At 50.9% G+C, this 26,455-nt stretch carries 24 protein-coding genes; 14 read left to right on the top strand and 10 right to left on the bottom strand.

Annotated elements, in window-relative coordinates:
- Positions 1 to 39: 39 nt before the first annotated feature.
- The 8 genes from H7A02_02130 (at position 40) to H7A02_02095 (ending at position 9,811) form a co-directional block, all read left to right on the top strand.
- Positions 40 to 783, top strand: coding sequence for a hypothetical protein (locus H7A02_02130; GenBank protein ID MCP5171054.1), 744 nt, complete (start codon positions 40 to 42; stop codon positions 781 to 783).
- Positions 783 to 1,475, top strand: a complete 693-nt coding sequence (locus H7A02_02125; protein MCP5171053.1) for a hypothetical protein — start codon at positions 783 to 785, stop codon at positions 1,473 to 1,475. Before H7A02_02130 ends, H7A02_02125 begins: the two co-directional genes overlap by 1 nt.
- The gene (locus H7A02_02120; GenBank protein MCP5171052.1) at positions 1,472 to 4,228 is read left to right on the top strand and encodes a hypothetical protein; all 2,757 of its coding nucleotides are present in this window, start codon (positions 1,472 to 1,474) and stop codon (positions 4,226 to 4,228) included. Before H7A02_02125 ends, H7A02_02120 begins: the two co-directional genes overlap by 4 nt.
- Positions 4,229 to 4,331: 103 nt before the next feature.
- Positions 4,332 to 4,823, top strand: a complete 492-nt coding sequence (locus H7A02_02115; GenBank protein ID MCP5171051.1) for a glutathione peroxidase — start codon at positions 4,332 to 4,334, stop codon at positions 4,821 to 4,823.
- Positions 4,824 to 5,202: 379 nt separating this feature from the next.
- On the top strand, positions 5,203 to 6,591 hold the full coding sequence (locus tag H7A02_02110) for an ABC transporter substrate-binding protein (GenBank protein MCP5171050.1): 1,389 nt from the start codon (positions 5,203 to 5,205) through the stop codon (positions 6,589 to 6,591).
- A gap of 54 nt (positions 6,592 to 6,645) precedes the next feature.
- Positions 6,646 to 7,644, top strand: a complete 999-nt coding sequence (locus tag H7A02_02105) for an ABC transporter permease (protein ID MCP5171049.1) — start codon at positions 6,646 to 6,648, stop codon at positions 7,642 to 7,644.
- A 40-nt stretch (positions 7,645 to 7,684) separates the two neighbouring features.
- Positions 7,685 to 8,536, top strand: a complete 852-nt coding sequence (locus tag H7A02_02100) for an ABC transporter ATP-binding protein (protein MCP5171048.1) — start codon at positions 7,685 to 7,687, stop codon at positions 8,534 to 8,536.
- Between the two features lie 66 nt (positions 8,537 to 8,602).
- On the top strand, positions 8,603 to 9,811 hold the full coding sequence (locus H7A02_02095) for an alginate export family protein (protein ID MCP5171047.1): 1,209 nt from the start codon (positions 8,603 to 8,605) through the stop codon (positions 9,809 to 9,811).
- Positions 9,812 to 9,876: 65 nt separating this feature from the next.
- On the opposite strand, the gene alr is transcribed toward H7A02_02095, so the two are convergent.
- From alr to H7A02_02045, 10 genes are all read right to left on the bottom strand, one after another.
- Complete coding sequence (gene alr, locus H7A02_02090) at positions 9,877 to 10,968, bottom strand: alanine racemase (GenBank protein ID MCP5171046.1); 1,092 nt, start codon at positions 10,966 to 10,968, stop codon at positions 9,877 to 9,879.
- A gap of 50 nt (positions 10,969 to 11,018) precedes the next feature.
- Complete coding sequence (locus H7A02_02085) at positions 11,019 to 11,876, bottom strand: D-amino acid aminotransferase (protein MCP5171045.1); 858 nt, start codon at positions 11,874 to 11,876, stop codon at positions 11,019 to 11,021.
- Between the two features lie 27 nt (positions 11,877 to 11,903).
- Positions 11,904 to 12,767, bottom strand: a complete 864-nt coding sequence (locus tag H7A02_02080) for a DUF4392 domain-containing protein (protein MCP5171044.1) — start codon at positions 12,765 to 12,767, stop codon at positions 11,904 to 11,906.
- Positions 12,758 to 13,696, bottom strand: a complete 939-nt coding sequence (locus H7A02_02075) for a biotin-dependent carboxyltransferase (protein ID MCP5171043.1) — start codon at positions 13,694 to 13,696, stop codon at positions 12,758 to 12,760. The genes H7A02_02080 and H7A02_02075 overlap by 10 nt, the downstream gene beginning before the upstream one ends.
- An 18-nt stretch (positions 13,697 to 13,714) precedes the next feature.
- Entirely contained in the window at positions 13,715 to 14,464 is a 750-nt protein-coding gene (gene pxpB / locus H7A02_02070) for a 5-oxoprolinase subunit PxpB (protein MCP5171042.1), read from the bottom strand.
- Entirely contained in the window at positions 14,454 to 15,194 is a 741-nt protein-coding gene (locus H7A02_02065) for a 5-oxoprolinase subunit PxpA (GenBank protein MCP5171041.1), read from the bottom strand. The genes pxpB and H7A02_02065 overlap by 11 nt, the downstream gene beginning before the upstream one ends.
- A 72-nt stretch (positions 15,195 to 15,266) precedes the next feature.
- A complete protein-coding gene (locus tag H7A02_02060; GenBank protein MCP5171040.1) occupies positions 15,267 to 16,037 on the bottom strand; it encodes a putative hydro-lyase in 771 nt (256 codons plus the stop codon).
- 141 nt (positions 16,038 to 16,178) lie between these two features.
- Positions 16,179 to 16,625: an OsmC family protein gene (locus H7A02_02055; protein MCP5171039.1), complete on the bottom strand. Its 447-nt coding sequence runs from the start codon at positions 16,623 to 16,625 to the stop codon at positions 16,179 to 16,181.
- A gap of 88 nt (positions 16,626 to 16,713) precedes the next feature.
- Complete coding sequence (locus tag H7A02_02050) at positions 16,714 to 18,816, bottom strand: TonB-dependent receptor (protein MCP5171038.1); 2,103 nt, start codon at positions 18,814 to 18,816, stop codon at positions 16,714 to 16,716.
- 25 nt (positions 18,817 to 18,841) lie between these two features.
- A complete protein-coding gene (locus H7A02_02045) occupies positions 18,842 to 19,246 on the bottom strand; it encodes a hypothetical protein (protein ID MCP5171037.1) in 405 nt (134 codons plus the stop codon).
- A 123-nt stretch (positions 19,247 to 19,369) separates the two neighbouring features.
- Here H7A02_02045 and H7A02_02040 point away from each other — a divergent pair, with 123 nt between their 5' ends.
- The 6 genes from H7A02_02040 to cyoE all read left to right on the top strand — a co-directional run bounded on the left by H7A02_02040 (position 19,370) and on the right by cyoE (position 26,449).
- Positions 19,370 to 20,899, top strand: coding sequence for a 4Fe-4S binding protein (locus H7A02_02040; GenBank protein MCP5171036.1), 1,530 nt, complete (start codon positions 19,370 to 19,372; stop codon positions 20,897 to 20,899).
- A 142-nt stretch (positions 20,900 to 21,041) separates the two neighbouring features.
- Positions 21,042 to 22,772 (top strand): c-type cytochrome, encoded by a 1,731-nt coding sequence (locus H7A02_02035; GenBank protein MCP5171035.1) that lies wholly within the window; start codon positions 21,042 to 21,044, stop codon positions 22,770 to 22,772.
- Positions 22,773 to 23,040: 268 nt separating this feature from the next.
- A complete protein-coding gene (locus tag H7A02_02030) occupies positions 23,041 to 23,205 on the top strand; it encodes a hypothetical protein (GenBank protein MCP5171034.1) in 165 nt (54 codons plus the stop codon).
- A gap of 57 nt (positions 23,206 to 23,262) precedes the next feature.
- Complete coding sequence (locus tag H7A02_02025) at positions 23,263 to 23,805, top strand: cytochrome c oxidase subunit II (GenBank protein ID MCP5171033.1); 543 nt, start codon at positions 23,263 to 23,265, stop codon at positions 23,803 to 23,805.
- A 9-nt stretch (positions 23,806 to 23,814) separates the two neighbouring features.
- The gene (locus tag H7A02_02020; GenBank protein MCP5171032.1) at positions 23,815 to 25,509 is read left to right on the top strand and encodes a cbb3-type cytochrome c oxidase subunit I; all 1,695 of its coding nucleotides are present in this window, start codon (positions 23,815 to 23,817) and stop codon (positions 25,507 to 25,509) included.
- Between the two features lie 136 nt (positions 25,510 to 25,645).
- Positions 25,646 to 26,449 carry a protoheme IX farnesyltransferase gene (gene cyoE / locus H7A02_02015; protein MCP5171031.1) on the top strand — a complete coding sequence of 268 codons (804 nt, stop codon included), beginning with the start codon at positions 25,646 to 25,648 and terminating at the stop codon, positions 26,447 to 26,449.
- Positions 26,450 to 26,455: the final 6 nt, after the last annotated feature.

The following is a 26,455-nucleotide window of genomic DNA, read 5'->3' as shown; positions in this document are numbered from 1 at the left end:
CCTTTGATAGGCCGGAAATTATAAATACAGGTAACCCTCATGGACAGAATCTGGCGGCTGCGTTTCACTGCAGCCATTTTTCTCACTTGCGTTTGCGCTTCTTTATCACTCTGGGCCAATCACCATAACGACAACGAAACCGTAGTGGTTGTATCCACCCGTCTGGCGATGGTTGCCAGACTGGACCCTATCACTATTGAAGTCAGCAAAGTCTACAAAGAGGGTGAAGATGAAGTTCGCACGGTTGATCCTCGCCGGGACGTGCCCCCGGGAAGGAGTATTGTCGGCTGGGTGAATCATGTCACCCAGCAAATGGAGGCCGCCGGATTTGTACGCCGAGAACGGGAAAATGAACACGGCGAAATTACCTATGAGTTCGTCAAGCAGGCCCCGGTCATTGCACGTATATCGTCCCTCATGACCATCACTGGCGAAGCCACAGTAACCCGCAGCATCAACGTAGCGTTGGACCTGGAAAAACCACCCTGGCCTACGGTGAGAGAACAGACGCAGACATGGTTTGACCCCAGTGTAACCATGGAACAACAGGGCCGGATTCTGGCCGACTATAAACGCTGGGTCAGCTCAAGCATTGATCACTTTATCATTACGAATGAACGCAATTCTGTGGCGCTCACAGACGAAAAAAAGGAACAGTTGCGAAACCTGCAACGCACAACGGTCAGGCAGACAAAACAGGCTTCCATCGAAGGTGGCAAACCTCCCACTATCAGTGTCGAAGTCAGCTCACGAGTAGTTAACCGAAAACTGGGGGTAAACTGATGAACACATACGCTTTTTCCTTTGGCCTGCTACTATTATTACTCATACCTTTTTCCTACACCCAGGCTGATCCGACCGAAATACAAATCACCGTCGCCTACAAACTGACAACCACCCCCGCAGAAATTGAAGTCACCGCCTCACACACGGAACAGGTTTCCGATTCGGCAGAACGAAAAGAAGTGGAAGTGGTGCGCTCCGGCGGATTAGCAGGTGCGCTCGGTGGCGTCACCACAGCCATCGACACGGCGGGTTATACCAAAGTGAATACGATTGTTCGCAACGGCAAAACCTATGACATTTATGAGCAATCAGGAAGTTCCAGTGCCCAGTTGCAGGGCACAACGACAATTAAGGTTCACTCAACACCAACTTCTGAGGGAATACAACTACACGCCGGATCAATCACTGTTCACATCACAACGGAAGGCGATGCTCCCGGCAACACGCTCAATGACAAAAAACAGCAACTCAGAGTTGATCTGGAACGACTGGGCGCCCAGATCATCGATCAACTCAACAGAGCTGTTCCCTTTTCACAAAGCGATATCGACAGTCTGTTTAGCTATCAGCCCACACCCATTACAAAAACCATCACTTATCGCGTCAAGGGAGAACAGCGAGAGCTTTCCATTACTGTCAACTCCGAGGCCAGCAGAATAATTGATGCGCCCCTCGGAGAGGATGTGTGAAACACCGAAAACGGCAAATCACCGCCAGATTAATTCTCGCAGCCGTTTTTGCAACATCCTGTCATGCACTGGAAGAAGAGACTCTTTACGGCTTATGGTGGACACCAGGGGGGAATATTGTCGATATTCGTCCCGATCACCACGGCAAACTGGTCGGCACACTGGTGCATGTGCTGCCGGGAAATCAGGCCATCGGCTTCGCTCGCGGCCAACTGGCACTGACTAGCTTTCAGTTCAACGACAGCAGTCATGACATAAAATTTGAAGTATCTACCCGCCCGATAGATACGGCAGAAAATTCCCCTGCAGAAATTGGCTGCCGGTCACCCGACTGGATTGCCTTTGAAGGCAAGCTGACAACACCTGACCGTATTTCTGGCGAAGCCGTTGCGCCTGAATTTAGCCTCACCGCTACCGACACCTGCACGATGGTCAGCGAAGACCGGTTCACATTACCACCCTATCGCCGCTTTCAATTTTCGGAAATAGCACGACTCCCCGATCGTCAGATTTTCGAAGCAACGGTTATCGGCAACCCCTACCAAAAACTCACAGCCAGTGTTGACTACCCCCAGGGGTTGCCTCATTCCCGTGGTTTTCCCACCATTAGGGTAAGCACTGTGAATGACGAGCCAGTGCCATATGCTGAGGTTGTCTGGCAAGTTACGAGTACTGTCGGCAATAGCGGCATAGCACCTCGACACTACCGCACAGAAACCAATGCAGAAGGCGAGGCCGCACTCAGATTTACCTTGTTACCCAATGGCCGGTTTGCGCCGATCAACCAGATGCGCCAGGAAAACGTTCCTGCAACCCTGCCACAGGGTGAATGGCTGATCTCGGCAACTGTACCAGAGCTGGGAATCAATCAGGCAGTCAATTTCACCCAGTTACTGGATGGGCCAGATGCACTGATCAGTTTTATGTCTGGCAACCGGCCTGCATCGGAACTGGTCATTCCCATTGAGAATATTGGCGAGGATCAGGCTGTCGCCCTTCAGGTAACCGATTTAACCCACAGCGGCCTATCCGAAATCACTGTAAAACTGGTCGCCCACGAAATGCACTACCCAAAAACAAAAACCGATCCGTTACCCTACCCGGATGCCCATCCATACGACGAGACTCTCTGCGTTATTCCCCGAAACCCGTCTCGCCCCGGCATCTACGATTCAAACCCGGATCTGACCATCACCTTTGGACCAACCCCTCGAAACTGCCACCTGAAATTGCCCCGTCGCGCTGAAGGAATCAGGGTAATGGCCAAAATAGACCAACCAACACTCAATGTTCAATACCTGAATGTGTATCTCTCCTCCACACAAGCCAACGAATCAAAACTGCGTTCTTACCTAAAAACAGCTTATGAAAACCTGGACTACTTCCGCCAACCCGCACGCCAGGCACCGTCGGATCAGCTACAGTTGATTCGCCAGAAACTGGGCTATATTGACAGGGCTTTTGCGCTGCTGAACGACCCAAAAGGTAACGATGGCAAGATCAATAACCGGGTACAGTTTTTTGCCGCCAACGCCTACGCCGAGCTGTTAAGAGAGAGCGCCTACCAACACGAAAGTGATATGACAGCTTCACTTTACAACGGGCTTGGTCGGGACAGCCCGGAAAGAGTACGCGTGCCCGTGCGCAACGCCCACGAGCAACAACAACTGGTTCGGGCATCCATCAGGGCTGTGCAATCCATTAATTGGGAGGCTGGCCGCAATGTGCTGCTATCCCGAATTCCCACTATCGACCAGCTAAGCGCCACAATGGATCAGATTGTGGCCATGCCCTTTGAAATGGCCTGGATCATCGTCAGCGGTGAAACCTGGGATGGCACCAATCAGGACGCTGTGGACCGCCTGCTACTGGGCCTGGACATCGCCAGTTTCAGAGTTGCGACACCGCGTTGGCTGAATGATGCCTGGGAAATGGTGCAGCGCAGAAAACATACCCGCAGGGCTCGTCAGCGCATAAAAGAAGCGCGCAATGCCGGACTTGATGACATGCATATGCACGACGCTTACGACAATGACCGCTTCCGCCGCCGCATGCGTGAGCAGCAACACAACATGACAGCCGATGAAGCGGCCCAAATGGATGATCGGCTCAACGCATTGCTGATACAGGCTGCCTGGGAAAACAAGGATATTCCATCAGACCTGCGGCAGCGATTGCGCTACACCATGAATCGGGTTGCCAATTCAAGATCTGGCCGCAATCTGGCAAGAGCGTTAGATGAGCTTGAAGAGATTATCCATCGCACCCCCGAGTTAGCTAACTCAGCACGTGGCAGGCTGGCCGTTCGCATCGGCGCCATGGAGCACTGGCTGAAAGCGATGAATGAGGCCGCTCATTGGCGCAGTCTGGTTAAACAGCGCAAGGCCCGCATGCTGCGCAAGGATCAGCACTTTGTTTCGGCTGATGGCAAAACCGAGGTATTCGTGGAATACCAGATAACACCTCGCCGCCGGGTAGACTACGCCATTGCCCAGCACTTTGACGATCGCATTGAGATTCACGTTGTCGACCTGACAGGACAGCTTCAATCCCTGGGCATTACTGTAAAAAAATCCAAGCGCCGCCAGCACCGCGAAAAGACGGCACTCTACGGCGAGCTGTTTGAAAAGGCCATGCGCGAACGCTTCCCGGACAAAACCATCCTAGTCAAGGCCACGGAACTCTACTGGCGAGAAAGCAATGTGGAGGCTCGACTAAGCCAGCTCACCCGCACCATGGGCTTATTACGCTAAGTAGATGAACGCAGATGGAAGCAACTTAAACGGTTATTCCGGTTATGATAGAACAAACTGATGTGGCACCAACAAGGTGGGGCCATGAAAAACTGGTGATTATATGTCTGAGGCAATTTACGGGTTTGACTGCACAACAATCAGTGGAGAGCAGCAGTCTCTCGCTGATTATCAAGGCAAGGTACTGCTGATTGTGAACACAGCCAGCCAATGTGGATTTACGCCACAGTACAAAGGTCTTCAAAAACTGTATGACGAATTCCGCGATCAGGGCTTTGAAATTCTCGGGTTTCCCTGCAATCAGTTTGGCGCTCAGGAGAAAGCAAACAATCAGAATATTCAAAATTTTTGTGAGCTGAATTACGGTGTCAATTTCACCCTCTTCGCCAAGATAGAAGTAAACGGTGTTAATGCTCACCCGCTCTACAAATACCTCAAAAAAGAAGCAAAGGGTTTATTGGGTAGTGAACCTGTAAAGTGGAATTTCACCAAATTTTTAGTCGACCGAAATGGAAACGTTATACGGCGTTACGGGTCTATAGATACACCGGAAAAAATTCGCAAACATATTCACAAATTGCTCAAACAACATTAACCACTGTGACATCCTCCCTACCCGGAGATATCTTTCACACATCCACGCTCTGCTTTTATAAAATCAGAATTTATTTATAAAATTTTCCTGATAGTTTTTACCAATCATCACCTGGCTGCACCATAGCGGTACAACGTTGTGGTGCATGCAATCAAGAATGGTGCGCCTTAAATGCGATTTTTTTGTGCGAAAAAATTCCGTTACGGTGCAAAAAAAATTCTCATCAGCAACCAACACGAACCACTTTCTCTTTTTTAGAGAGAAAATGAAATATCTGTAACCTTATGATAAAGATAAAAAAAGAACCCATTATCAGCGACGAATCCGGCACTTGGCACGCATATTGAATTATCAGGTCAGATCATTTTTTTAATCTGCCATGGAGTTTTTTATGTCCCCCTTTGCAATAAAAAAGATAGCCTCTTGGTGTGTTGCCACCTTGACCTTCCTGTCGCTCGGTTCTGCAAATGCCGCAAACATCGGCTGGCCAGAAAAAGAAGAGCTGAAGTTCGGCTTTATCAAACTGACAGATATGGCCCCCATTGCCATTGCCTATGAAAATGGCTATTTCGAAGACGAAGGTCTGTATGTCACTATCGAAGCACAGGCCAACTGGAAAGTACTGCTGAACGGCGTGATTGATGGCACCCTTGATGGCGCGCATATGCTGGCAGGGCAACCTATTGCTGCCACGATGGGATTTGGTACCAAGGCTGACATCATCACCCCATTCTCTATGGATCTGAACGGCAACGGTATTACTGTTTCCAATGAGATCTGGGAACAAATGAAGCCAAATATTCCCAAAATGGCGGATGGCCGTCCGGTGCACCCCATCAAGGCCGATGCACTAAAACCAGTGGTTGAAAAATACAAGGCCGAAGGCAAACCTTTCAACATGGGTATGGTATTCCCGGTTTCCACTCACAACTATGAACTGCGTTACTGGCTGGCCGCTGGAGGCATCCACCCCGGCTATTACGCGCCGCACAAAGGGGATATCTCTGGCCAGATTGATGCCGATGCATTGCTTTCCGTAACACCGCCTCCGCAAATGCCAGCCACACTTGAAGCCGGTACTATTTACGGCTACTGCGTGGGAGAACCCTGGAACCAGCAAGCAGTATTCAAAGGCATTGGTGTGCCGGTGATTACTGACTATGAAATCTGGAAAGACAACCCGGAGAAAGTTTTCGGCATCACCAAAGAGTTTGCCGAGAAATACCCCAATACGACACTTCGCCTGACTCGTGCGCTCATCAGAGCCGCCATGTGGCTGGATGAAAACAACAACGCTAACCGCCCTGCCGCTGTAAAAATTCTGTCCCAATCCAACTATGTTGGCGCAGATTACGACGTCATTGCTAACAGCATGACCGGCACCTTCGAATATGAAAAAGGCGACAAACGCGATGTGCCTGATTTCAACGTATTCTTCCGTTACAACGCCACCTACCCTTACTACTCAGACGCCATCTGGTACCTCACTCAAATGCGACGCTGGGGTCAGATTGCTGAAGACAAGAGCGATGACTGGTACAAGGAAATGGCCGCTAAAGTCTACCGCCCGGACATTTACTCGAAAGCTGCTCAATCACTGATCGACGAAGGTCTGGCTGATGCCAAGGACTTCCCAGACTTCACCAGCGAAGATGGCTTTCGCGACCCCCAGACACACTTTATCGACAACATCGTATACGACGGCACCAAGCCTAATGCCTATATCGATAAATTTGCGATCGGCCTGAAAAGTGGAGACAAGCTCTAAGCTTGTCTTCCTCCCGGCATCGTATGAACACCAGGGTTTTACAGGAAATTCACCATGATTACCTCCGTATCCTTCGCCAACAAGTTTGAAAACAAGGCAGCTATGTCAGAGATGATGAAAAGCTTTATATCGCATGCGCTCAAAACTGTGGGCATTCCGCTCCTCGGTATCGCAGTATTTTTGATGGTGTGGGGTGGTGCCGCACAGAGCATTGACACCTCCCTCGGTAAGTTCCCGGGCCCTGCAGCGGTCTGGGAGCAGTTCGGCGCGCTCTATGACGAACATGTCACCGAACGGGGAAAAGAAAAAGCTTTCTACGAAAGACAGGAGGCACGTAATGCCAAACGTCTGGCGGTTGACCCGAACTTCGAACCAAAAATTCGGGCCTATACCGGCAAGGAAACGTTTCTTGACCAGATCATCACCAGTCTGGTCACGGTGATGAGTGGCTTTTTCACTGCTGCCGTATTTGCCATTCCGCTGGGGATTGCCATAGGCCTCAGCAAGACACTGAATACAGCGGTGAATCCGATCATTCAGATATTCAAACCGGTTTCACCTCTGGCATGGCTGCCTTTGGTCACCATGGTCGTTAGCGCCTTATATGCGACACCGGACCCGATCATACCAAAGTCATTTCTGAACTCGATGATTACCGTAACTCTGTGCTGTATCTGGCCAATGGTCATTAACACGTCTGTCGGCGTTGCGTCTATTGACAGTGATCTGGTGAATGTCAGCAGGGTATTGCGCCTACCCGCACTGCGCCATGTACAAAAAATTGTATTACCCGCCTCTATCCCGATGATTTTCACCGGCATGCGGATGTCTCTGGGCATTGCGTGGATGGTATTGATTGCCGCAGAAATGCTGGCACAAAATCCGGGGCTGGGAAAATTTGTCTGGGATGAATTCCAAAACGGCAGTTCCGACTCACTGAGTCGAATCATGGCTGCCGTAGTCGTTATCGGTTTCATCGGTTTCCTGCTGGATCGCGGCATGCTGGAGATGCAGCGCATTGTCTCCTGGGACAAAGCCAGCGCTTCACGCTAGCCTGCAACAACCGCCAGCAATTAGTTTTCTGGAGATTAATATGAGTACATTTCTCGACATCACTCACGTAGATATGGTGTTTGATACACCCAAAGGTCCGTTTACCGCTTTAAAAGAAGTCGACCTGAAGATTGAAAAAGGCGAGTTTGTCTCTTTGATCGGGCACTCCGGCTGCGGCAAATCAACCGTGCTGAATATCGTAGCAGGGTTATATCAGGCATCCCGTGGAGGGGTAGTTCTTAACGGCAAGGAAGTCTCCGAGCCGGGCCCGGAACGCGCTGTGGTATTTCAGAATCATTCACTGTTGCCCTGGTTGTCGGCCTACGAAAATGTTGAGCTGGCTGTTAAACAGGTATTTGGCAAGTCAAAAAGTAAAGCCGAAACCCGTGAGTGGATTGAACATAACCTGAAACTTGTACATATGGATCATGCTATGGACAAACGCCCCGATGAAATTTCCGGCGGCATGAAACAGCGTGTCGGTATTGCACGGGCACTGGCCATGCAACCCGACGTACTGCTGATGGATGAACCCTTTGGCGCCCTGGACGCACTGACACGCGCCCATATGCAGGATTCGCTGATGGAAATTCAGAACGACTTAAACAATACCGTGATTATGATTACCCACGATGTTGATGAAGCCGTTTTGTTATCCGATCGCATCGTGATGATGACTAACGGCCCTGCCGCTACTATCGGAGAAATACTGCCCGTAGAGCTGGAGCGTCCAAGGGATCGCGTCTCACTGGCATCAGACCTTGAATACATGCGTTTGCGCTCCGCCGTGCTGACATTCCTTTACGAGAAACAGCGCAAAGTCGAAACCATCTCACGAAAAACCACCTCTTCCAAAAAGAACGCCGGTGACAAAAAAACAGCGGCAGCTTAAGGAAGTTCTATTCAACTTTCGACCATCTTGGTCGCTTTTTAAATTTATCTTCAGGAGTAGTCATTAATGAAAAAATTCCAAAAGAGCTTGTTGAGTGTTGCCGTGGTATCTGCCGCAACCGGGTTCACATCACTGTCAATTGCTGACGAATTTACCGAAGCTCTTACCAGTGGCAAGGCCTACGGTGACTTTCGCCTCCGCTACGAGGCTGTCGATCAGGATAATGCGCTGAAAGACGCCGATGGTCTTACCCTCCGCTCCCGTATCGGTTATACAACAGGCACCTTTAACGGTTTGTCCGCTACCATTGAAGTAGAAGACAGCCGCGTTGTTGCCGGTGTTGAGGATTTCAATGCGGCAGGTCTCAACAATAACGGTACTTACTCTGTTATTGCAGACCCTGAAACCACTGAGCTGGATCAGGGCTATATCCAGTACAAAACAGATTCATTAACGCTGAAGGCTGGGCGCCAGGTTATCACTTACGACGGCCACCGCTTTGTTGGTCACGTAGGATGGCGTCAGGACCGTCAGACATTCGATGGCTTCACCCTGCAAGCAACACCAGCCAAAGGACTCACGATAAATTACGGATTCATTGATGAACGCAACCGGATTTTTGCAGAAGATCGTGACATTGATTCAAAAGATCACCTGTTTAATGTTTCCTACGATACAGCTATTGGTAAATTGGTGGGCTACAGCTACTTGCTGGAAGATGAGGATGCTGATGTAGAACTGGATACCTATGGCGCCAGCCTGACCGGTGCTGCTGATATCTCGGAAGGTACTAAACTTTTGTATAGCATTGAGTACGCTACACAGGAAAATGAAACGACCGATATTGATACCGACTATATGCTGGTCGAGGCAGGCGTAGCTGTCAGTGGTATCACCGCAAAACTGGGTTACGAAGTGCTGGGTTCAGATGACGGAATGGGTGGTTTTGCCACACCGCTGGCCACGCTGCATAAATTTAACGGCTGGGCTGATCAGTTTCTGGCTACCCCAGCCCAGGGCCTGAAAGATGCCTACGTTTCTGTCAGCGGAAAACTGGCTGGTGGCGCATGGGCAGTTGTGTATCACGATTATGAAGCCGACGAAGACACCGCAACTATTGATGACTTCGGTGATGAGATCAACATCTCCTACGCGAAAAAATTCGGCAAGCACTACTCAGCAGGCATCAAATATGCCGCCTACGATGCGGGTGATACAGCAACGGGTAAAGTAGATACTGACAAGCTTTGGGTTTGGGTAGGCTTTAGCTTCTAAACAGTCAAAATCTGACTGACCTCCGGGTTGCAATATCTGGACCCGGAGGTTTCATCCGCAAGCCACTACTGCCCCCTATAAATTCGAGGAATCCGCTCAGGCATCCGCGTCAACAACTCATAACCGATAGTACCCGCACAGTGAGCAACCTCATTCACGGATAGCTGTTCTCCCCAGAGAATCACTTCATCACCAATCTGCACACCAGGCAAATCCGTGACATCAACCGTGATCATATCCATCGATACCCTGCCGACCAGAGCAGCGCGCTGCCCATTAATCAGCACCGGCGTGCCACTGGGAGCATGCCTGGGATAACCATCGCCATAACCAATGGTTACCGTGGCTATACGAGAATCCCGCGGCGCGCACCAGCTCCCGCCATAACCAACTGATGCTCCACGAGCGACATCACGCAATGCAATTACAGCGGACTGTAAAGTCATTACCGGTTTTAGATCAGCTTGCGCCGCGCCTTCCGAAGACTCAGATATCGGAGAGTTACCGAATAACATATACCCGGGTCGATTCCATTCAGCTCTCGATTCTGGCCACGCCAACATTCCTGCAGAATTGGCAAGGCTTCGAGATACGGGTAACCCATCAGTCACCGTATTGAAAAGTGCCATCTGTTTACGGGTAAGATCATTATCAAGTTCATCCGCGCAGGCGAAATGCGTAGCTACCACGATATCCGACTGCACATTGGCGCTATCGACTAACCGAGGATAAATAGTTTGCAGTTGATTTGGTGAAACCCCCAACCGGTTCATACCGCTATCAACTTTTAACCAAACTTTAATAGCGGTATCTAATGCTGCCTCTAAAATAACGCCTGCCTGTTCTTGACTGGCGACCATCAACCAGAAATTCTGCTGCGCCGACAACTCAACTTCCTCGGCAGAAAAGGCACCTTGTAGCAGTAGCACAGGAATATTTATGCCTGCTTCACGCAACTCCATCGCTTCTTCAATGCAGGCAACACCAAAAGCCGACGCAAGCGGCTCAAGTGCACGCGCGACTTCGATAGCACCGTGACCATAGGCATTTGCCTTAATGATCGGCATCGCCTTCCCGGTACCGGACAATTCGCAGGCAATGCGGTAATTATGTTGCAACGCAGCCAGATTAATTAGCGCTTTTGCAGGACGGGCCATTCAAGCTCCTTAACAGCACAGACAATCCCGAAGGACGAATCGAAAAACAGTCAATAATGATATTTTCGTGCGCTGAATAATGATTGCGCCGACAGCCAAACATCGCCCACCTCGCCTTCACCTACCGGCACACCGTCAATCTCAATCACGGGTACAATTTCCTTTGATGAGCTGGTCAGCCACACCTCATCCGCCTCTCGTAGTTCCTGCATGGAAACCACCCGTTCTTCCACGGGAATTGAGCCGTCCTTGCGCAGAATATCCACCAGAATCTGCCGCGTAACACCCGGCAAAATTTGACTGTCCAGGGGAGGCGTTGCTACCACACCATTTTTGACCACAAAGACATTGCAGGCGCTGGCTTCAGTCAGCTCATTGCGATTATTGAACAGCAGGGTCTCGTCGTAACCTTGTGCAAACCCCTGCTGGAAGTGCAGTACATTGCCAAGCAGCGCTGTGGACTTGATATCGCAGTGTTCCCAGCGCATATCCTGCGTTGTGCACACACGGTATCGCTTTGTTTTGCTTTTATCTGCTAAAGGCTCTGGTGCGATTTCAAAGGTATAGGCAAATACCGTGGGTTTCACCCCCTCAGGAAAAGCGTGGAAACGCCGACTGTCTGCACCACGGCTCACATGTAGATAAATACCCAGATTACCCGCACCATTTCGAGCAATTAACTGTTCGCAGATCTGCTGCCATTGCTGATGATCAATCTCACAATCGATCGACACATCGGACAAGCCCTTTGTCATCCGCTCCAGATGCGGTTTAAGCCCGACTATCCGACCATTGTAGGAAGGTATCACCTCATAGATGCCATCACCAAATAGAAAACCCCGATCCATCGGCGAAATTTTCGCTTCGCTCATTGGTAAATACTTACCGTTCAGAAAAACTGTGCTCATTCGTACCCTTTGTGTTTTGCTGAACCGCTAACCGGCAAAACCGGTTAACCGCCGCAGCTGAAATATCATATCCGCGCCATCTTCGGCCAGAAGACCGTCTTCAGTCAAAGTGTTTTGCCCGCTAATGCCATCAACACTGCCACGATCAGACAGGTATTGTAACTCGGCCCGGTTATCGAAATCTGCCAGCAGATCAATCTCCCGTAACCAGCCTAACAGTACCACCAATGCATGGCAGCCCCAATTGGATACATCCGCCACCACCAATTCGTCGCAGGTTGAAACGGCGGGAATAATATCCAGTTGCATAAGTGCTTCCCGTATGTTCCCCATGCCAACTTCATTTCCGCCATCGCCAATCGCAATCGTGGGGCAGCGAGCCATGCCAATCAAAACATCGTAACAGTGGCTATAATGAGCAATCGATTCGCCCCGCATATTATAATAGCCTCCATCCACCGCTTGCCCCGGTTGTTCAATCGAAATCACCACAGCAGGGCAATAACGCTCCAGTAACTTACCCGCTTCCTGCTGCCGGTCACGGGTTGACGCCCCCACCGCAATCGGTACCACACGAAAGTCATTCTCGAGCACACTCGCCAGCGGCGTAGCGCAAGCCAGCACTGGCTCCTTGCCAATCGCAGCCAATGCCCGATAAAGGGCGATGGCGCCCACGGGGCCGTCGGTTTCGAATGTATCCTTTACCGGGAATCCAGTGCCGATCATCACCGTGCCGCAGCAATTATCCAACAGCTCGGCCGCCCGAAGACAATAACCGGATCGCAAGGCCGGGCGGACTGTTGCCATTCCCCGCAGGTTGCGACTGACAAGCAAACGTTCTATCTGGTCGCTGAGTGTTTCAGCCTCATTGATAGCAATATTTACAGGCATGGCCGTGGCTCAGTGGCATTAAAGCGATTATGTGCTTCTGCATTCAGTACACGGCATTGCTCCAGACTCACCGACTCAAAGCTGACTGTGCCACCTGGTCGCATTTGGGCAAGCCTGTCCGTATCCAACCTGATAACAGAACCAATCTTCGGATACCCACCAATGGTTTGCCGATCATTAAGCAGCACAATGGGTTGACCATCTGCCGGAATCTGAACGGCGCCATGGCAAATACCTTCCGACAAAATACCCTCAATATCGGCCTTGATTGCCGGGCCTTCCAGCCGATAGCCCATACGATCGCAGTGGTTGCTGACCGCATAACTGGCAGCAAAGAAGATTTGCTGCTGGGAGGCTGGGAAATAGCGATGCTGGTAGCCGGGCAACATTCGCAGGGTTGCCGTCATACTGTAGGCCGGTTGCTGCGCTGCCGCCAGAAACCAGTTGCGACCTGACGAAAATTCCGGGCAATCAAGGCAGTCATTCGCCTTTAATGCCTGTCCATTCAAACCACCGATGCCCTCTCGCACAACTGTTGCAGTACTTCCGAGCCGCGGGGCCACCTGAAAACCACCCGTCACCGCCAGGTAAAGCCGAAGCCCGACAGAGGCATACCCGACTTCAATCACATCACCTTTCTGAAGCCGGTGGCTTCGCCACTGTTCCCGCCTCTCGCCATTAACTTTAAGTGGCGCTGCAGCGCCAGTAATGGCGAATCTGACCGACTGCTGCGCCTCCAAAACCAGACCACCAACCGACAACTCCAAAGCCGTTGTTCCCGGTTCGTTTTCACACAACCGGTTGGCCCAATTAAACGCTGTCATATCAAGAGGTCCGCCGTTGGTCAGGCCGAACCGGTGTTGCCCAAACCGACCCTGATCCTGAATCAGGCAGAGAATACCGGGGCGCAGTACTTTTAAACCACTCATCAAAGAACTCCGCTTCCGTTAGACAACCGTCGATCCAGGCAGAGTACCACCGAGATGCAGAAATTCGGCTTTATCAATTGCCCGGAAGCGCACTCGATCCCCAACAGCAACCGGCATCGCCGACAGCCCCTCTCTGCTCAATGCCTCTGGATGAAACATTGGCACAGGACACAAGCCGATCAGGTTCCACCCCCCTGGAGAAGTGGCCGGATAAACTGCCGTCTGGCGGTCTGCAATCGCTACCGCTCCCGCAGGCACCTGCAAGCGGGGCGTTTCCAGACGTGGGGTAGCAATGCGCTCATCCAATTCACCAAGATAGGCAAATCCCGGGGCAAAGCCAATGGCATAAACCCGATACTCGCGGCTTTTGTGAATATCGACCACTTGACCCGGAGTCAGCTTGGCCCGCGCCGCTACTCTGCCAAGATCCGGACCCGCTTCGCTACCCCCGGCGCAACCATAGAATACGGGCAGCTCCACCAGTTTGCCGGATGAATCCTGTTCTGACGACAACCTTGAAAAATCATCGCGCACCATTTTTTCAACCGATTGGTGATCGGTCTTGCTGGCATCAAACAACACCAGCAAAGAAGCATAGGAAGGGACCAAATCCACAAGCAATGGACCCATACTCTGATCGAGCTGCCTGGCCAACTGCTGTATCTTTGCTAATGTTCGGGGGCTAAACTCAGATAAATCGCCTCTCTCTTCACCCCCTGCCGAGAGGTAGACAATCAGGGCGTTTTCACCCGCCACCTCAATCTTCACGCGCCATCAGCTCCCTGATCAACTGAATCACCGCAACACTTTCAGCGTTGTCGCCGTGCACACAAAGACTATCCACATCCAGAGCCAAAACATGTCCGTTCAGCGTGGTAATTGTTGCCTCCGACTTCAACTGTTCAACCTGAGCCAGCATTTTTTCACGAGTATGAACTGCTTCCGGTCTGTCACGAGCCAACAGTGTGCCATCATCGTCATAGCAGCGGTCGGCAAACGCCTCCAGCCATAATGTAATACCGTGCTTTTGCGCTTCATGGCGATGCTCGTCCGCAGCCATTGTGGACTGGATCATCAGCGGTAATGGCTTGTGGTAACTGGCGATAGCCTCAAACACAGCCTCACGGACATTGAGTTTGGCCATCATATCGTTGTAGAGGGCGCCATGGGGTTTCACATATTCAAGCTCGAGTCCCTGAGACCGTGCCATACCCTCCAGAGCGGCCATCTGGTAATGCATAAAGGCAACGATCTCTGCCGTGGAACAGGCCATGGAGCGGCGCCCGAACCCTTCCGGGTCAGGGTAGCCCGGATGCGCCCCTATCTGCACGTCATACTGTGCCGCCAGTGCGAGTGTATGACGCATGACGGCGGGACCACCGGCATGGAAACCACAGGCAATATTAGCCTGATCAATGTGTGGCATCACCACCTCATCAACCGCATGGCCATCAAGCGCTGCATTTTCACCAAGATCGCAATTGAGTTTGAGTTTCATGGTCATTGATCGTCAGCGTATTCTGTTCGGTTTCATTACGTTGCTTTATACCTTAGACAAAAAAATGCGGCGTTAACCATTTTCCAGGTCTGTCACCAGCATGGCACCCGGGCTATGGGTAATACACAGGGGCGGCTTTGCCTGCTCCAGCACGACTTGAGGCGTAACGCCGCAGGCCCAGAATACCGGAATCTCACCGCTGTACACCGTCACTGCATCGCCAAAATCAGGGCTGCTAAGGTTTCCAATACCAATAAGCGAGGGGTCGCCGATATGCACTGGCTCCCCATGAACATCCGGAAACTGGCGTGATATTGCAACAGCACGACTCACATCCTCGGGTTTAAATGGCCGCATACTCACCACCATATTTCCCTGAAAAGGTCCCGCTGCCTGACAGGGGATATCCGTGCGATACATCGGAACGTTGACAGCCTCACTGATGTTGCGAATCTCCAGACCGGCACCGAGAAGTGCTTCTTCAAAGGAAAACGAGCACCCCAGTAAAAAGACCACCAGATCATCTGACCAGTACCGGTTAATATCATTGACCTCATCAACCAGCAAACCTTCCCTGAAGATCCGGTACATCGGCACATCAGTGCGAATATCGATACCCTCACCCACATCCTGCATGCGCCAGTCTCCGGGGTTGCCGACACTCACCAGAGGACAGGGTTTCGGATTCAAATTGCAAAACTGCCGGAAGTCTGCAGCCCAGGCAACCGGCAGGATAACCAAATTACATTGCACATAACCCGCAGCCAGCCCCGACGTATGCCCCCGGTAGCTACCCGCTCGAATGCGTTGACGCAATTGTGATGGCGAAAGCTGTCGCTCCATACCCATTCCCTGTAAAAAACACGGCTACAACACCGCAAAGCATACGGAATTATACGTGTGAATGGGGTAAGGCAGATACCCGTGCTTCAGTCAAAGCCAACGACTAGCAATATCTATACAAGAGGGGGGAAGTGCTGGCGGCTACTCAGTACCGTTCTTACTCACAATACTGTATTCAAAGTGCTTTTCCGCCGACAGTGAATTATTGATCAGGCAAATCTGCTCGGCCTTCTCGAGCAACTTGCCTGCCCTTTCAGCATCGGAATCAGCTGATATGGTGAGCGCAACCGTTGTGGTGATATCGGTAAAGCTGGTGACATTACCGACTTTATCCAGCTTACCCTGCGCTTCGCATTCAATGGATAGCCAGGGAAATTTCGACGCACTGGCAACAGCTCTGAAAGACAATATCAGGCAACTCGCTACCGAGGCCATCAGCAGAGATTCCGGTGACCAGTCATCTCCGCTGCCGCCATACTGAACAGGTGGCGATACTTCGATATCAGCAAGCCCATCGGCTGCCACAGACAAGGCGCCCGTCGCAGATGCATTCGCCTCCACCAGGTAAAAATGAGGTAGCGGTTGCATTGATATCTCCTCAGAAAATCCGGTTACGTCCCATACACCAACTGCTCGCACACCCGTTGGCAACGTTTCTTAAAATACACAGCCAGAACTAAAAATCCACTACAAAGTTTGCATGCATACTGCGCCCTGGGGCAAGCAGATTTTCAGACGCCGATGAATAGGTAATATCGAAAAGGTTTTTCATTTCCATGACCAGACGGAAATGGTTATCTTGACCAAACTCGATACCGGCTGAGAGGTTGGCCGTTACCCACCCAGCATTTTTATCAACCACATTCAGCTCGGACTCTTCATCCGAACTGCTTTCACCACGGGCATAGGCATCCAGCCAGTAGTTGCCAACGCCGTGCAGGTGCCCTCCATATTTGATCCCGGCAATACCACTGAGTCTCGGTAAACCGGAATCATCGGTATCGAAAGTATCAAACCGGTTTTCCCGTTTTGACCAGGTTAACGCCGTGTATAAAGTTGTCGCATCACTGAGACGATATTCAACAGCGGATTCAAGGCCAACCGTTGTCGCCTCGCCAATGTTTACATAGATTTCCGCAGGTGTTCTTGTTGTACCACCAATACATGTGGGGGAAGCGTCACAGGCCACGTGATCGATATAATTTTTTGCATCTGTCTGAAATGCCGTCAGATCAAACTGTAACTTGTCATTGTTATAGCGCCAGCCCAGCTCGAAAGTATCTGATTTTTCAGGCTCAAGTGCCGGATCAGGATTGACAAAAGTCCGCGCCACCCCACCTATGGCCAACTGCAATAAAGACGGATAAATGTAACCTTCTGAAAAACTTGCCCGCAGCACCGAACCCTCACTCAACTCCCAGGTAGCGGCCAGCGAGGTAATCAGCTCATTGTCATCTTTGGGCGGCGTAATCAGTCCCGGACGCGTACTTTCTTCCAGCTCGGCATCCACCCAGTATTGGCGAATGCCCGCAGTCAAAGCCAGCCGATCCGTCAGTTGCCATTCATCCTGAACAAACAGCGCACGGGTTTCCAGTGTTGCTTCATCATATATTTCAGTGGCCAGAGTCAAAAATGGATTGAGATGCAAATACTCCTGCCTGTCCTGCTTCACCTGATCATCCGTATATTGAATGCCTGCAATCAAATAGTGGCCTTCGGCAGGGTGAAAGTCTATTTGCGCCAATCCGCCAACCGTCACCAGTTCAGACTGGGAAAACGTTTCCTTTTCAGTGCCAAACACCTGAGACCAATAGGTTTCAAACTCACGATCACTCACCTGTCGATAACCATTCACCTGCACCTTTTCCACAATATCAGACGGGTTGTCCCAGGTATAAAAAACGCCGACCTTTTCCCGGTCACGTTGTGGAATCTTCATCGCAAATTCGTTAAAGGGAAAGGCAAATCGCACCTCGTCTTCCACAAAAACTTCCGAATAGGCGTCGTGATCATCCCAGATCAACGCCAGTTCATGGCGGCTTCTCTCGCTGCCTGCCCAGTGTTTTGCCAGATAAACAGAGCGGCTGTCACTGGCTGAAGAAGTATTCTCTATTTCTCCTTCCGGCGTATCCCGATCACCCTGCTGATCCTTGGCAAAGGAAACCCGGTAATCAAAACCGGACCAGGAACCATAACCACTGAGAAAGTACTGCTCTCCCTCGGTAGCAGAGTCCCAGCCGGTAGAGGCCGTTACCTGAAAAGGTCTTTCTCCTCCTTTGCGAGTGATAAAGTTGACTACACCACCCATGGCCTTTGGCCCATAAAGCACAGACCCGGCACCCTTGATCACTTCCACTTTTTCCACCATGGAAGGGTCCAGCGTCAGCGGTACCCCCTCACCCCGGTGATCAGTTATTTCCTGACCGTCAATCAACACGGCCACTCTATAGGAATCTTCACCGCGAATGCGAATTCGCTTCATACCGGCTTGCCCGGCATCGGTGATGGTTAAGCCCGGCACATCGCGAAGCACTTCAGCCAGAGACTCAGCAGCTTTCCACCTTATTTCCTCCGAAGTAATCAGTGATGCCGCATGCGGACAATAAAGCAAAGGCTTCGGCGTCCGGGTACCAGTAATCAGTATTTCAGTCATCGGACCCGGTTTCTTCGCACTTTCCGCTACACAGGTTGCATCCTGACAATCTGATCGAACTGATGCTCCAGCCAAATGACTGACCAACGCTGATGTAACAGTAACTGCCAATATCGTTTTTTTCATGTACATATTCCCTGCTTGCCTCTGTTTACCCAGCGCTCAGGCATTGATCTGATAAGTAAATTTCAATCGCTTCTGTATCGGTGTCCATGATGCTTTCATGCTGTCGAATATCAACCAATCGTTGATACGCAGACTCATAATCCGGGCAAGGTTGGTAACGCCCGGTATCCGGCGTATTGAATAACAACCCACAATATTTGAGGCTTCGCATCGGTAACGGAGCCACCCGTTCCATACCTGTACCCGACTTCAGCCAACCAAGCGTAAGATCAACGGCCTGCTCACAGTTGATACCCCACTGCTTTTCCAGCAGTGTTCTATCTACCGGAAAACGTTCATTGCTCGCTGCATCTATATCTGCGCTACTCCCGGCTCCATAGAGACACCGAGGTTGACCACAGAGGGCAGCGACCACACAGATAATTGACACCTTACGCCACATGACGAGAGTCTAAGGGCCGCAAACCATATTTTTCTTGATGGCGGTCAAGGGGAACGGCGCGGATTCAGTTCATTCTTCACGCAGTTGATTCATGACAACTGAGACCCGCCAATGAGCACAGGAAATATCCCGGTTTTACTGAAACTGGCGTTACTGCTTTGTGCCTTTGCCTGCAACGTGAATGCTGCTTATACCCTCGATCAGTTCCAACTGGATGACGTTCAGGGCTGGTTCCCCTCTGCCAGCGAGCTGGAAACACAGACCCAGGAACCGGGTTACCGGCTGATAAAGGAGGGCAACACGGTCATCGGTGCTCTGCTGTTGACCAGTCAGATAAACCCGATACCGGCCTACTCCGGAAAACCCATTTCTACACTGGTAGCGATAACCCCTGATACCCGGATAGCCGGACTGAAAATAGTGCAACATGAAGAACCGATTCTTGTCGTTGGCGTAAAAGAGACCGACATAAGCCATTTCATCAACCAGTATTTGAATCTGAAAAGCACCGACAAGGTTCGCGTGAACGCCTCGGACCGCCCCGGCTATGTCAGTGTTGATGGCATAACCGGAGCCACCATTACGGCGATGGTGCTTAATCGCAGCATCATGTCTTCGGTAGAGAAGGTTTGTGCCGCGTTGCAATGGCCTGTTCAGGATACAACCGCCGGAGAGAGGGTGAATGTAGTCAACGCAGAGCTTTCCCTTGAGCAACGCTGGCAACAGCGAGCGGACACCTGGGCAAGTCAGAAATTCGAGGCGTGGACAATTGTTGGCGCGCTACTGTTACTGACTTTGATCCTGCTTTTTCAAGACTGGCTGGTCAGACGACCAGCTTTATTCAGATGCTTGCGCTACGGATTCCTGATCTTTACCGTTATCTTTATTGGTTACGTGTCTTCTGCACAACTATCAGTTGTGAATATTCTGGCCTTTATCCAAACCATCATTCATAACTTTACCTGGGACACTTTAATGATCGACCCGGTCGCCTTCTTCCTCTGGTCATTTGTGGCCATTTCGGTGCTGCTCTGGGGAAGAGGCGTTTTCTGCGGCTGGCTATGCCCTTTCGGGGCCATGCAGGAACTGATACACGATCTGGCCAGTAGACTGAACATGCCTAAGTTTGAATTTAGCCCCATGATTCACGAACGCCTGTGGGCATTGAAGTACCTGATTCTGATCGTGCTGGTAGGCATTTCGATGGATTCTTTTTCAACAGCAGCAAAACTCGCCGAAGTAGAGCCGTTCAAAACCAGTTTAACCATGAAATTTATGCGCGACTGGGGCTATGTAACCTATGCTGCAGGACTATTAACTATCGCAGCATTCAACTCGAAATTTTTCTGCAAGTACCTCTGCGCACTGGGTGCCAGCCTTAGTATTTTAGGTCGTTTTAAGATTTTCGACTGGCTGCGACGCCGCAATGAATGCGGAAAACCCTGCCAATCCTGCGCTGCGCGGTGCCAGATCAATGCCATCAAGCCAACCGGGGGAATTGTTGACAATGAATGTCATCATTGCCTTGAGTGCCAGCTTATCTATTGGGATGAACACAACTGTCCACCATTGGTCGAGAAACGCAAAAAACGTGAAAAACGTGAAGCGAACGCGAGGATAAAGGCAGCCAATCTTTCATAACGCCCCGGTTACGGCGATCTCTTTTAAAATCCTTGACTTTAATCAACACAGTTTTCCCGCGACAAGGCCACACTAAAAAGAGGGTTATTCAACTCAGAAGTGTATTCCAAGGCTCGCTCCAAGGCAAAAAGGGAAATCAAAAATGACCATTCACTTGAAACCAATTACGGCTGCATTTGCAGTGGCCGCATTCACTATCAGCCCCTGGGCAATAAGTGCGGAAGAAAAATCAGATCATCCCGGCACCAGCGGATCCGAAGTTCGCTACATGGGTGCTCCCACAATGGCCTCAGATGTAGACATGACGCTGCATCCTAATGGCCCCAAAATTACTCCGCAAGAGTGGAGTGAGTCCACAAAAATATACTTTGAGCGCTGTGCCGGTTGCCACGGGGTTCTCCGTAAAGGCGCTACCGGCAAGCCTCTGACCCCGGACATCACACAGCAACGCGGCACAGAATACCTGAAAGCACTGATTGCGTTCGGCACGCCCGGCGGCATGCCAAACTGGGGTTCATCCGGCGACATGACCGATGCACAAATTGATGCCATGGCTCGCTATATTCAACACAATCCATCACAACCTCCCGAATTTGGCATGGCAGACATGAAGGCCACCTGGAAAGTACAGGTGAAACCGGAAGATCGCCCCAAGAAACCACAAGGCAGCTTTGATATTGGAAATGTTTTCTCCGTCACTTTGCGAGACAGCGGCCAGGTTGCCCTGATCGACGGCGACAGCAAAGAGATTATATCCATTATCAACACAGGCTACGCTGTGCATATCTCCCGCCCGTCCAGCTCGGGCCGTTACATGTTCGTCATTGGTCGCGACGCCAAAATCAACATGATCGACATGTATATGAAGAAACCACAGACAGTAGCCGAGATCAAGATTGGCTCAGAAGCACGCTCTGTGGAAACCTCCAAATACAAGGGTTACGAAGACAAGTATGCGATTGCCGGTTCTTACTGGCCGCCCCAGTATGTACTGATGGATGGCGAAACGCTGGAACCGAAGAAGATCGTCTCTACCCGAGGCTATACGGTTGACACTCAGGAGTATCACCCTGAACCACGTGTTGCGGCCATTGTCGCTTCCCATGAACATCCCGAGTTTATCGTCAATGTGAAAGAAACCGGTAAGATTTTGCTGGTCAACTATGAAGATCCAAAGGCCCTTCAGGTGACCGAACTGGAAGCTGCCCGTTTCCTTCACGACGGTGGTTGGGATTCCACCAAACGCTACTTCCTGACGGCGGCCAACAAGTCAAATAAGATTGCTGTCGTTGACTCCAAGGAACGTGAAATGGAAGCGCTGATTGACGCAACCCAGATCCCCCACCCCGGTCGCGGAGCCAACCTGAACACCAAAGCCTACGGCCCGGTCTGGGTCACCAGTGCTCTGGGTAGCGACGAAATTACTCTGATCGGCACTGATCCTAAAAAGCATAAGGAACACGCCTGGAAAGTACCCAAAGTACTTAAAGGTCAGGGCGGTGGTTCGCTGTTCGTCAAAACTCACCCAAAATCGAAAAACCTTTGGGTAGACACTCCACTTAATCCTGACACCAAGATTAGTCAGTCCATTGCCGTTTTCAATTCTGACGATTTGGATGCCGGTTACGAAGTGTTGCCAATTGCGGAATGGGCCGGTGTTGCCGATCGGGGGCCTGCCCGAGTTGTGCAGCCGGAATACAACAAAGCTGGCGATGAAGTCTGGTTCTCGGTGTGGAATGGTGCTGAAGCCGAATCTGCCATCGTAGTGGTGGATGACAAAACCCGTAAGCTGAAAGCAGTGATCAAGGATAAGCGCCTGATCACGCCAACGGGTAAATTCAATGTCACCAACACCATGAAGGATATTTATTAACTCATTACTTACCTTGATGACTTACCTTTGAAAAACTGGGCCCCTGTAACACAGGGGCTTTTTTTATGGTGGGCGCCCTTTGTTTACAGCTCTTTTCTCCTGCAGGCAATCAATATCAACAAGAGATCACCAGCAATTTTTTGCTTCAGGAGAGCCGATTTTTTCGCCTTGACTTTCATCAAGCAATCTTTCCAGAGGAAAGAGTAGAGTGTTATCGCCTTACCTGTTTTCAGGAGGGGTTACCTATATTAATAAAAGGAAGATAGCGATGTCTGAAGATAACGATCTGAACCCCGGTTCAGGTGAGATTCCTCTTATGCAGAAGGTGCTGGACAACCCTTTCATTCTGCTGTTCATCGGTATTGCGATACCAACCCTGACCTACATAGTCTGGGGAATTATGGAACTGATTTCATTACCCATTTCGCAATAATTCGAAACCAGCTTAACGCGGAAAAATAAAAACTGGACTTGTATAAGGGGAGCTACCATGTCAAGCATCTCACCTCCAGCGAAGAAAATCTGGTGGAAAGAACCAATAGAAAAAGGCGAACTGCTCTGGATATCTGTGGTTGTCGTTTGGGGAATCATTCTCACTCTGATGATGCCGTTCTGGCATATTTACGGCGAACAGAACCTCTCCAGCGAAGCCTACAAAACTACTCCCGCCGCTTATCTGGCAAAAGCTCAGGCGGTGGTTGATCAATATACCGTTCGAACAGATGGCGATCGGAAAATACCCGTGGTTAAACCGCCAGCCGGCACCGATATCTATCTGGTAGGCAGACTATGGGAATGGTGGCCTCACTTTGAACTCAAGAAGGGTGAAACATACCGGCTTCATGTTGCCTCCATTGACTGGCAACACGGCTTTTCTCTCCAGCCAACCAATCTCAATGTACAGGTACTCCCTGGGTACGACATGGTATTAACCGTCACCCCCAACAAAACAGGCGAGCACACCATTGTTTGTAACGAATATTGCGGAATCGGGCACCACAACATGCTGGGCACGATTTACGTTGTTGAATAGGGGGAAGTCATGACTACTCACATTTTCCGAACCTGCCCGGACACCGGACTGAAATGGCACCGCCCGGCAGAAAATCTGATGAAACTGCATGCAGTCGCTGCTGTCGTATTCCTGTTAGTTGGTGGCGTCCTCGGCCTGGGAGTCGGTTTAACACGCTGGCCAGAAGTGCATCTGCTGGCCCCTGATACCTTTTATCAGGTGCTGACCGGACACGGCATTAACGTACTGATTTTCTGGATCATCTTCTTTGAAATGGCAGTCCTGCTGTTTGCCTCCTCAATTTTACTGGGCTGCCGAATGGCAACTCCGAAGCTGGGGATGGGCGCCTTCCTGCTGATGGTGTTAGGCGCGGTACTGAATAATTACGCCGTGCTGGTGAAAGGCAATTCCAGCGTTATGATGACGTCTTACGTGCCACTTCCTGCGGATGCACTGTTCTACGTCGGACTGATTCTGTTTGCTGTTGGTGCGCTGATTAACTGCTTTATTTTCCTCGGCACACTGGTGATCGCCAAAGAAGAGAAAACCTACGAAGGTTCAATCCCTCTGGTAACATTTGGGGCTTTAACGGCCTGTATTATTGCAATTTTCACTATTGCCTCAGGCGCTATTATCCTGATCCCCACCCTACTCTGGAACCTCGGCTTTATCAGCAATATCGATGCGGGTGTTTATCGCTTAATCTGGTGGGCATTTGGTCACTCTTCGCAGCAAATCAATGTGGCCGCCCATGTGTCGATCTGGTATGCGATTGCAGCAATCCTGTTTGGTGCCAAACCGCTATCCGAAAAAGTCAGTCGCTTTGCATTCCTGTTATATATCGCTGTGCTGCAAATTGCCTCAGCTCACCACCTGCTGGTAGATCCAGGCCTCAGCTCCGAGTGGAAAATCTTCAATACCAGCTATGCCATGTATCTGGCAGTGATGGCGAGTATGGTTCACGGCCTTACCGTGCCCGGTTCCATCGAACACGCACAACGTGCCCGTGGATTCAGTGCAGGATTGTTCGAATGGCTGCGCAAGGCGCCCTGGGGCAACCCGGTTTTCTCAGGCATGTTTATATCCCTGGTGGGCTTTGGCGTACTGGGAGGCATAACCGGTGTGGTCATGGGCGCAGAGCAAATCAATCTGTTAATCCATAACACTATGTATGTTCCGGGCCATTTCCACGCCACCGTCGTGATCGGCACAACGCTCACCTTTATGGCTATCACCTACTGGCTGGTGCCCATCCTGTTCCGTCGACAACTGATCTGGAAGAAACTGGCCAGCTGGCAACCGTGGATTTTTGGGCTGGGCATGACTGGCGTGGCGCTGTTCCTGATGGGTGCAGGCACACTGGGTGTACCACGCCGCCACTGGGATATTCTGTTTACCAGCGCCGACGGCGGTTACGAGTTCTCTGCCGCTGCCTTAACCATGATGAGTCTCAATGGCATGTCGGTAATACTCGCCGTGGTGGGTGGCGCAGCCTTCTGTCTGATCGTGGTTGGATCGTTATTGTTTGGTAAAAAGATTGGCGAGAACGAGAAAGTGGGCGACCCCATGATTGTGCCACCCGTTTCAGACGAGGAATACGCAACCAATACTTCATCATGGACCATTCCGGGAACCCTGGTGCTGGTCGCTGTATTCTTCGTCGCATTCGCGCTGTATTACTTTATTAACTGGAAGTATCTGTCACAAACCTGGGGTTTGAGCTAACGGCCCTGTTGTGAAAAAGGGGGCTTTCGCCCCCTTTTTCAAGTGACCGGAACAACTTTCGCATAGGCCACCTGTATCAGGAAACATTGTGTTTGCCCAACTAGTCGATATTTTCAAACTGCGTATCGGGGTTTTGATGGCCATTACCGCTCTGGCGGGGTTTGCAGTCACACCCGGGAAATCACTCTCCAGCCTTGAAGTACTGGTACTCGCACTGTCGGTGCTGGGAGCCTCTGCTGCCGCTGGCGCTTTCAATCAATATGCAGAACGCGACCTTGATGCACGCATGGCACGCACACGATCCCGCCCCTTTGTCACCGGTGCCGCCTCGCACAACAAATCCTGGCTGTGGCTGATTGCCGCACTGCTACTGATATCGGTTGGCATGGCGTGCTGGATGTTTAACTTCGCCAGCGGATTTCACGTGTTTATGGGTGCTTTTGTCTATGGCGTCGTTTATACACTCTGGCTGAAACAACGCACCGTCTGGAATATTGTGATTGGTGGTGCCGCCGGCAGCTTTGCTGTTCTTGCCGGTGCAGCAGCGGCAGATCCCTCACTGAATATGCCATCATTACTGCTGGCTGCGGTGCTATTCCTGTGGACACCTCCTCACTTCTGGGCGCTGGCAATTGTACTCCACAAGGATTACGCCACGGCCGGTGTCCCCATGCTACCGGTTGTAAAAGGTGATGAGACCGCCGCAAAAATCATTCTGGTCAACATTCTGATTCTGGTTGCCGTTTCACTGTTGCCAGGCTTCTACGGCATGGGCTGGGTTTATCTGTCTGGCGCGATCCTGGGCGGAGCCTACTTTATCTATAAAGGGGTATTACTGGTTCATGATGCCAACCCCAAAACTGCCATACGATGCTTTATTGCCTCTCTCGTTCAGTTAACCCTTTTGTTAATCGCTGCCATGATCGACCCGCTGCTTTAGCTTGCC

It is taken from the genome of Pseudomonadales bacterium, from assembly GCA_024234435.1.
Classification (GTDB): Bacteria; Pseudomonadota; Gammaproteobacteria; order Pseudomonadales; family Porticoccaceae; genus JACKOF01.
The sequence above is the reverse complement of the archived record's forward strand: the minus strand, read 5'-3'. Positions and strand labels throughout refer to the sequence as shown.

Excerpts from the sequence above, each read along its gene's own strand:
- H7A02_02025 (MCP5171033.1), top strand. The coding sequence starts at position 23,263 with ATGTCAAGCATCTCACCTCCAGCGAAGAAAATCTGGTGGAAAGAACCA.
- H7A02_02055 (MCP5171039.1), bottom strand. The coding sequence starts at position 16,625 with ATGCAACCGCTACCTCATTTTTACCTGGTGGAGGCGAATGCATCTGCG.
- H7A02_02080 (MCP5171044.1), bottom strand. The coding sequence starts at position 12,767 with ATGCCTGTAAATATTGCTATCAATGAGGCTGAAACACTCAGCGACCAG.
- H7A02_02065 (MCP5171041.1), bottom strand. The coding sequence starts at position 15,194 with ATGAAACTCAAACTCAATTGCGATCTTGGTGAAAATGCAGCGCTTGAT.
- H7A02_02115 (MCP5171051.1), top strand. The coding sequence starts at position 4,332 with ATGTCTGAGGCAATTTACGGGTTTGACTGCACAACAATCAGTGGAGAG.
- H7A02_02060 (MCP5171040.1), bottom strand. The coding sequence starts at position 16,037 with ATGGAGCGACAGCTTTCGCCATCACAATTGCGTCAACGCATTCGAGCG.
- H7A02_02020 (MCP5171032.1), top strand. The coding sequence starts at position 23,815 with ATGACTACTCACATTTTCCGAACCTGCCCGGACACCGGACTGAAATGG.
- H7A02_02130 (MCP5171054.1), top strand. The coding sequence starts at position 40 with ATGGACAGAATCTGGCGGCTGCGTTTCACTGCAGCCATTTTTCTCACT.
- H7A02_02040 (MCP5171036.1), top strand. The coding sequence starts at position 19,370 with ATGAGCACAGGAAATATCCCGGTTTTACTGAAACTGGCGTTACTGCTT.
- H7A02_02105 (MCP5171049.1), top strand. The coding sequence starts at position 6,646 with ATGATTACCTCCGTATCCTTCGCCAACAAGTTTGAAAACAAGGCAGCT.
- H7A02_02095 (MCP5171047.1), top strand. The coding sequence starts at position 8,603 with ATGAAAAAATTCCAAAAGAGCTTGTTGAGTGTTGCCGTGGTATCTGCC.
- H7A02_02110 (MCP5171050.1), top strand. The coding sequence starts at position 5,203 with ATGGAGTTTTTTATGTCCCCCTTTGCAATAAAAAAGATAGCCTCTTGG.
- H7A02_02030 (MCP5171034.1), top strand. The coding sequence starts at position 23,041 with ATGTCTGAAGATAACGATCTGAACCCCGGTTCAGGTGAGATTCCTCTT.
- H7A02_02035 (MCP5171035.1), top strand. The coding sequence starts at position 21,042 with ATGACCATTCACTTGAAACCAATTACGGCTGCATTTGCAGTGGCCGCA.
- alr (MCP5171046.1), bottom strand. The coding sequence starts at position 10,968 with ATGGCCCGTCCTGCAAAAGCGCTAATTAATCTGGCTGCGTTGCAACAT.
- H7A02_02085 (MCP5171045.1), bottom strand. The coding sequence starts at position 11,876 with ATGAGCACAGTTTTTCTGAACGGTAAGTATTTACCAATGAGCGAAGCG.
- cyoE (MCP5171031.1), top strand. The coding sequence starts at position 25,646 with ATGGCCATTACCGCTCTGGCGGGGTTTGCAGTCACACCCGGGAAATCA.
- H7A02_02075 (MCP5171043.1), bottom strand. The coding sequence starts at position 13,696 with ATGAGTGGTTTAAAAGTACTGCGCCCCGGTATTCTCTGCCTGATTCAG.
- H7A02_02100 (MCP5171048.1), top strand. The coding sequence starts at position 7,685 with ATGAGTACATTTCTCGACATCACTCACGTAGATATGGTGTTTGATACA.
- H7A02_02125 (MCP5171053.1), top strand. The coding sequence starts at position 783 with ATGAACACATACGCTTTTTCCTTTGGCCTGCTACTATTATTACTCATA.
- H7A02_02050 (MCP5171038.1), bottom strand. The coding sequence starts at position 18,816 with ATGAAAAAAACGATATTGGCAGTTACTGTTACATCAGCGTTGGTCAGT.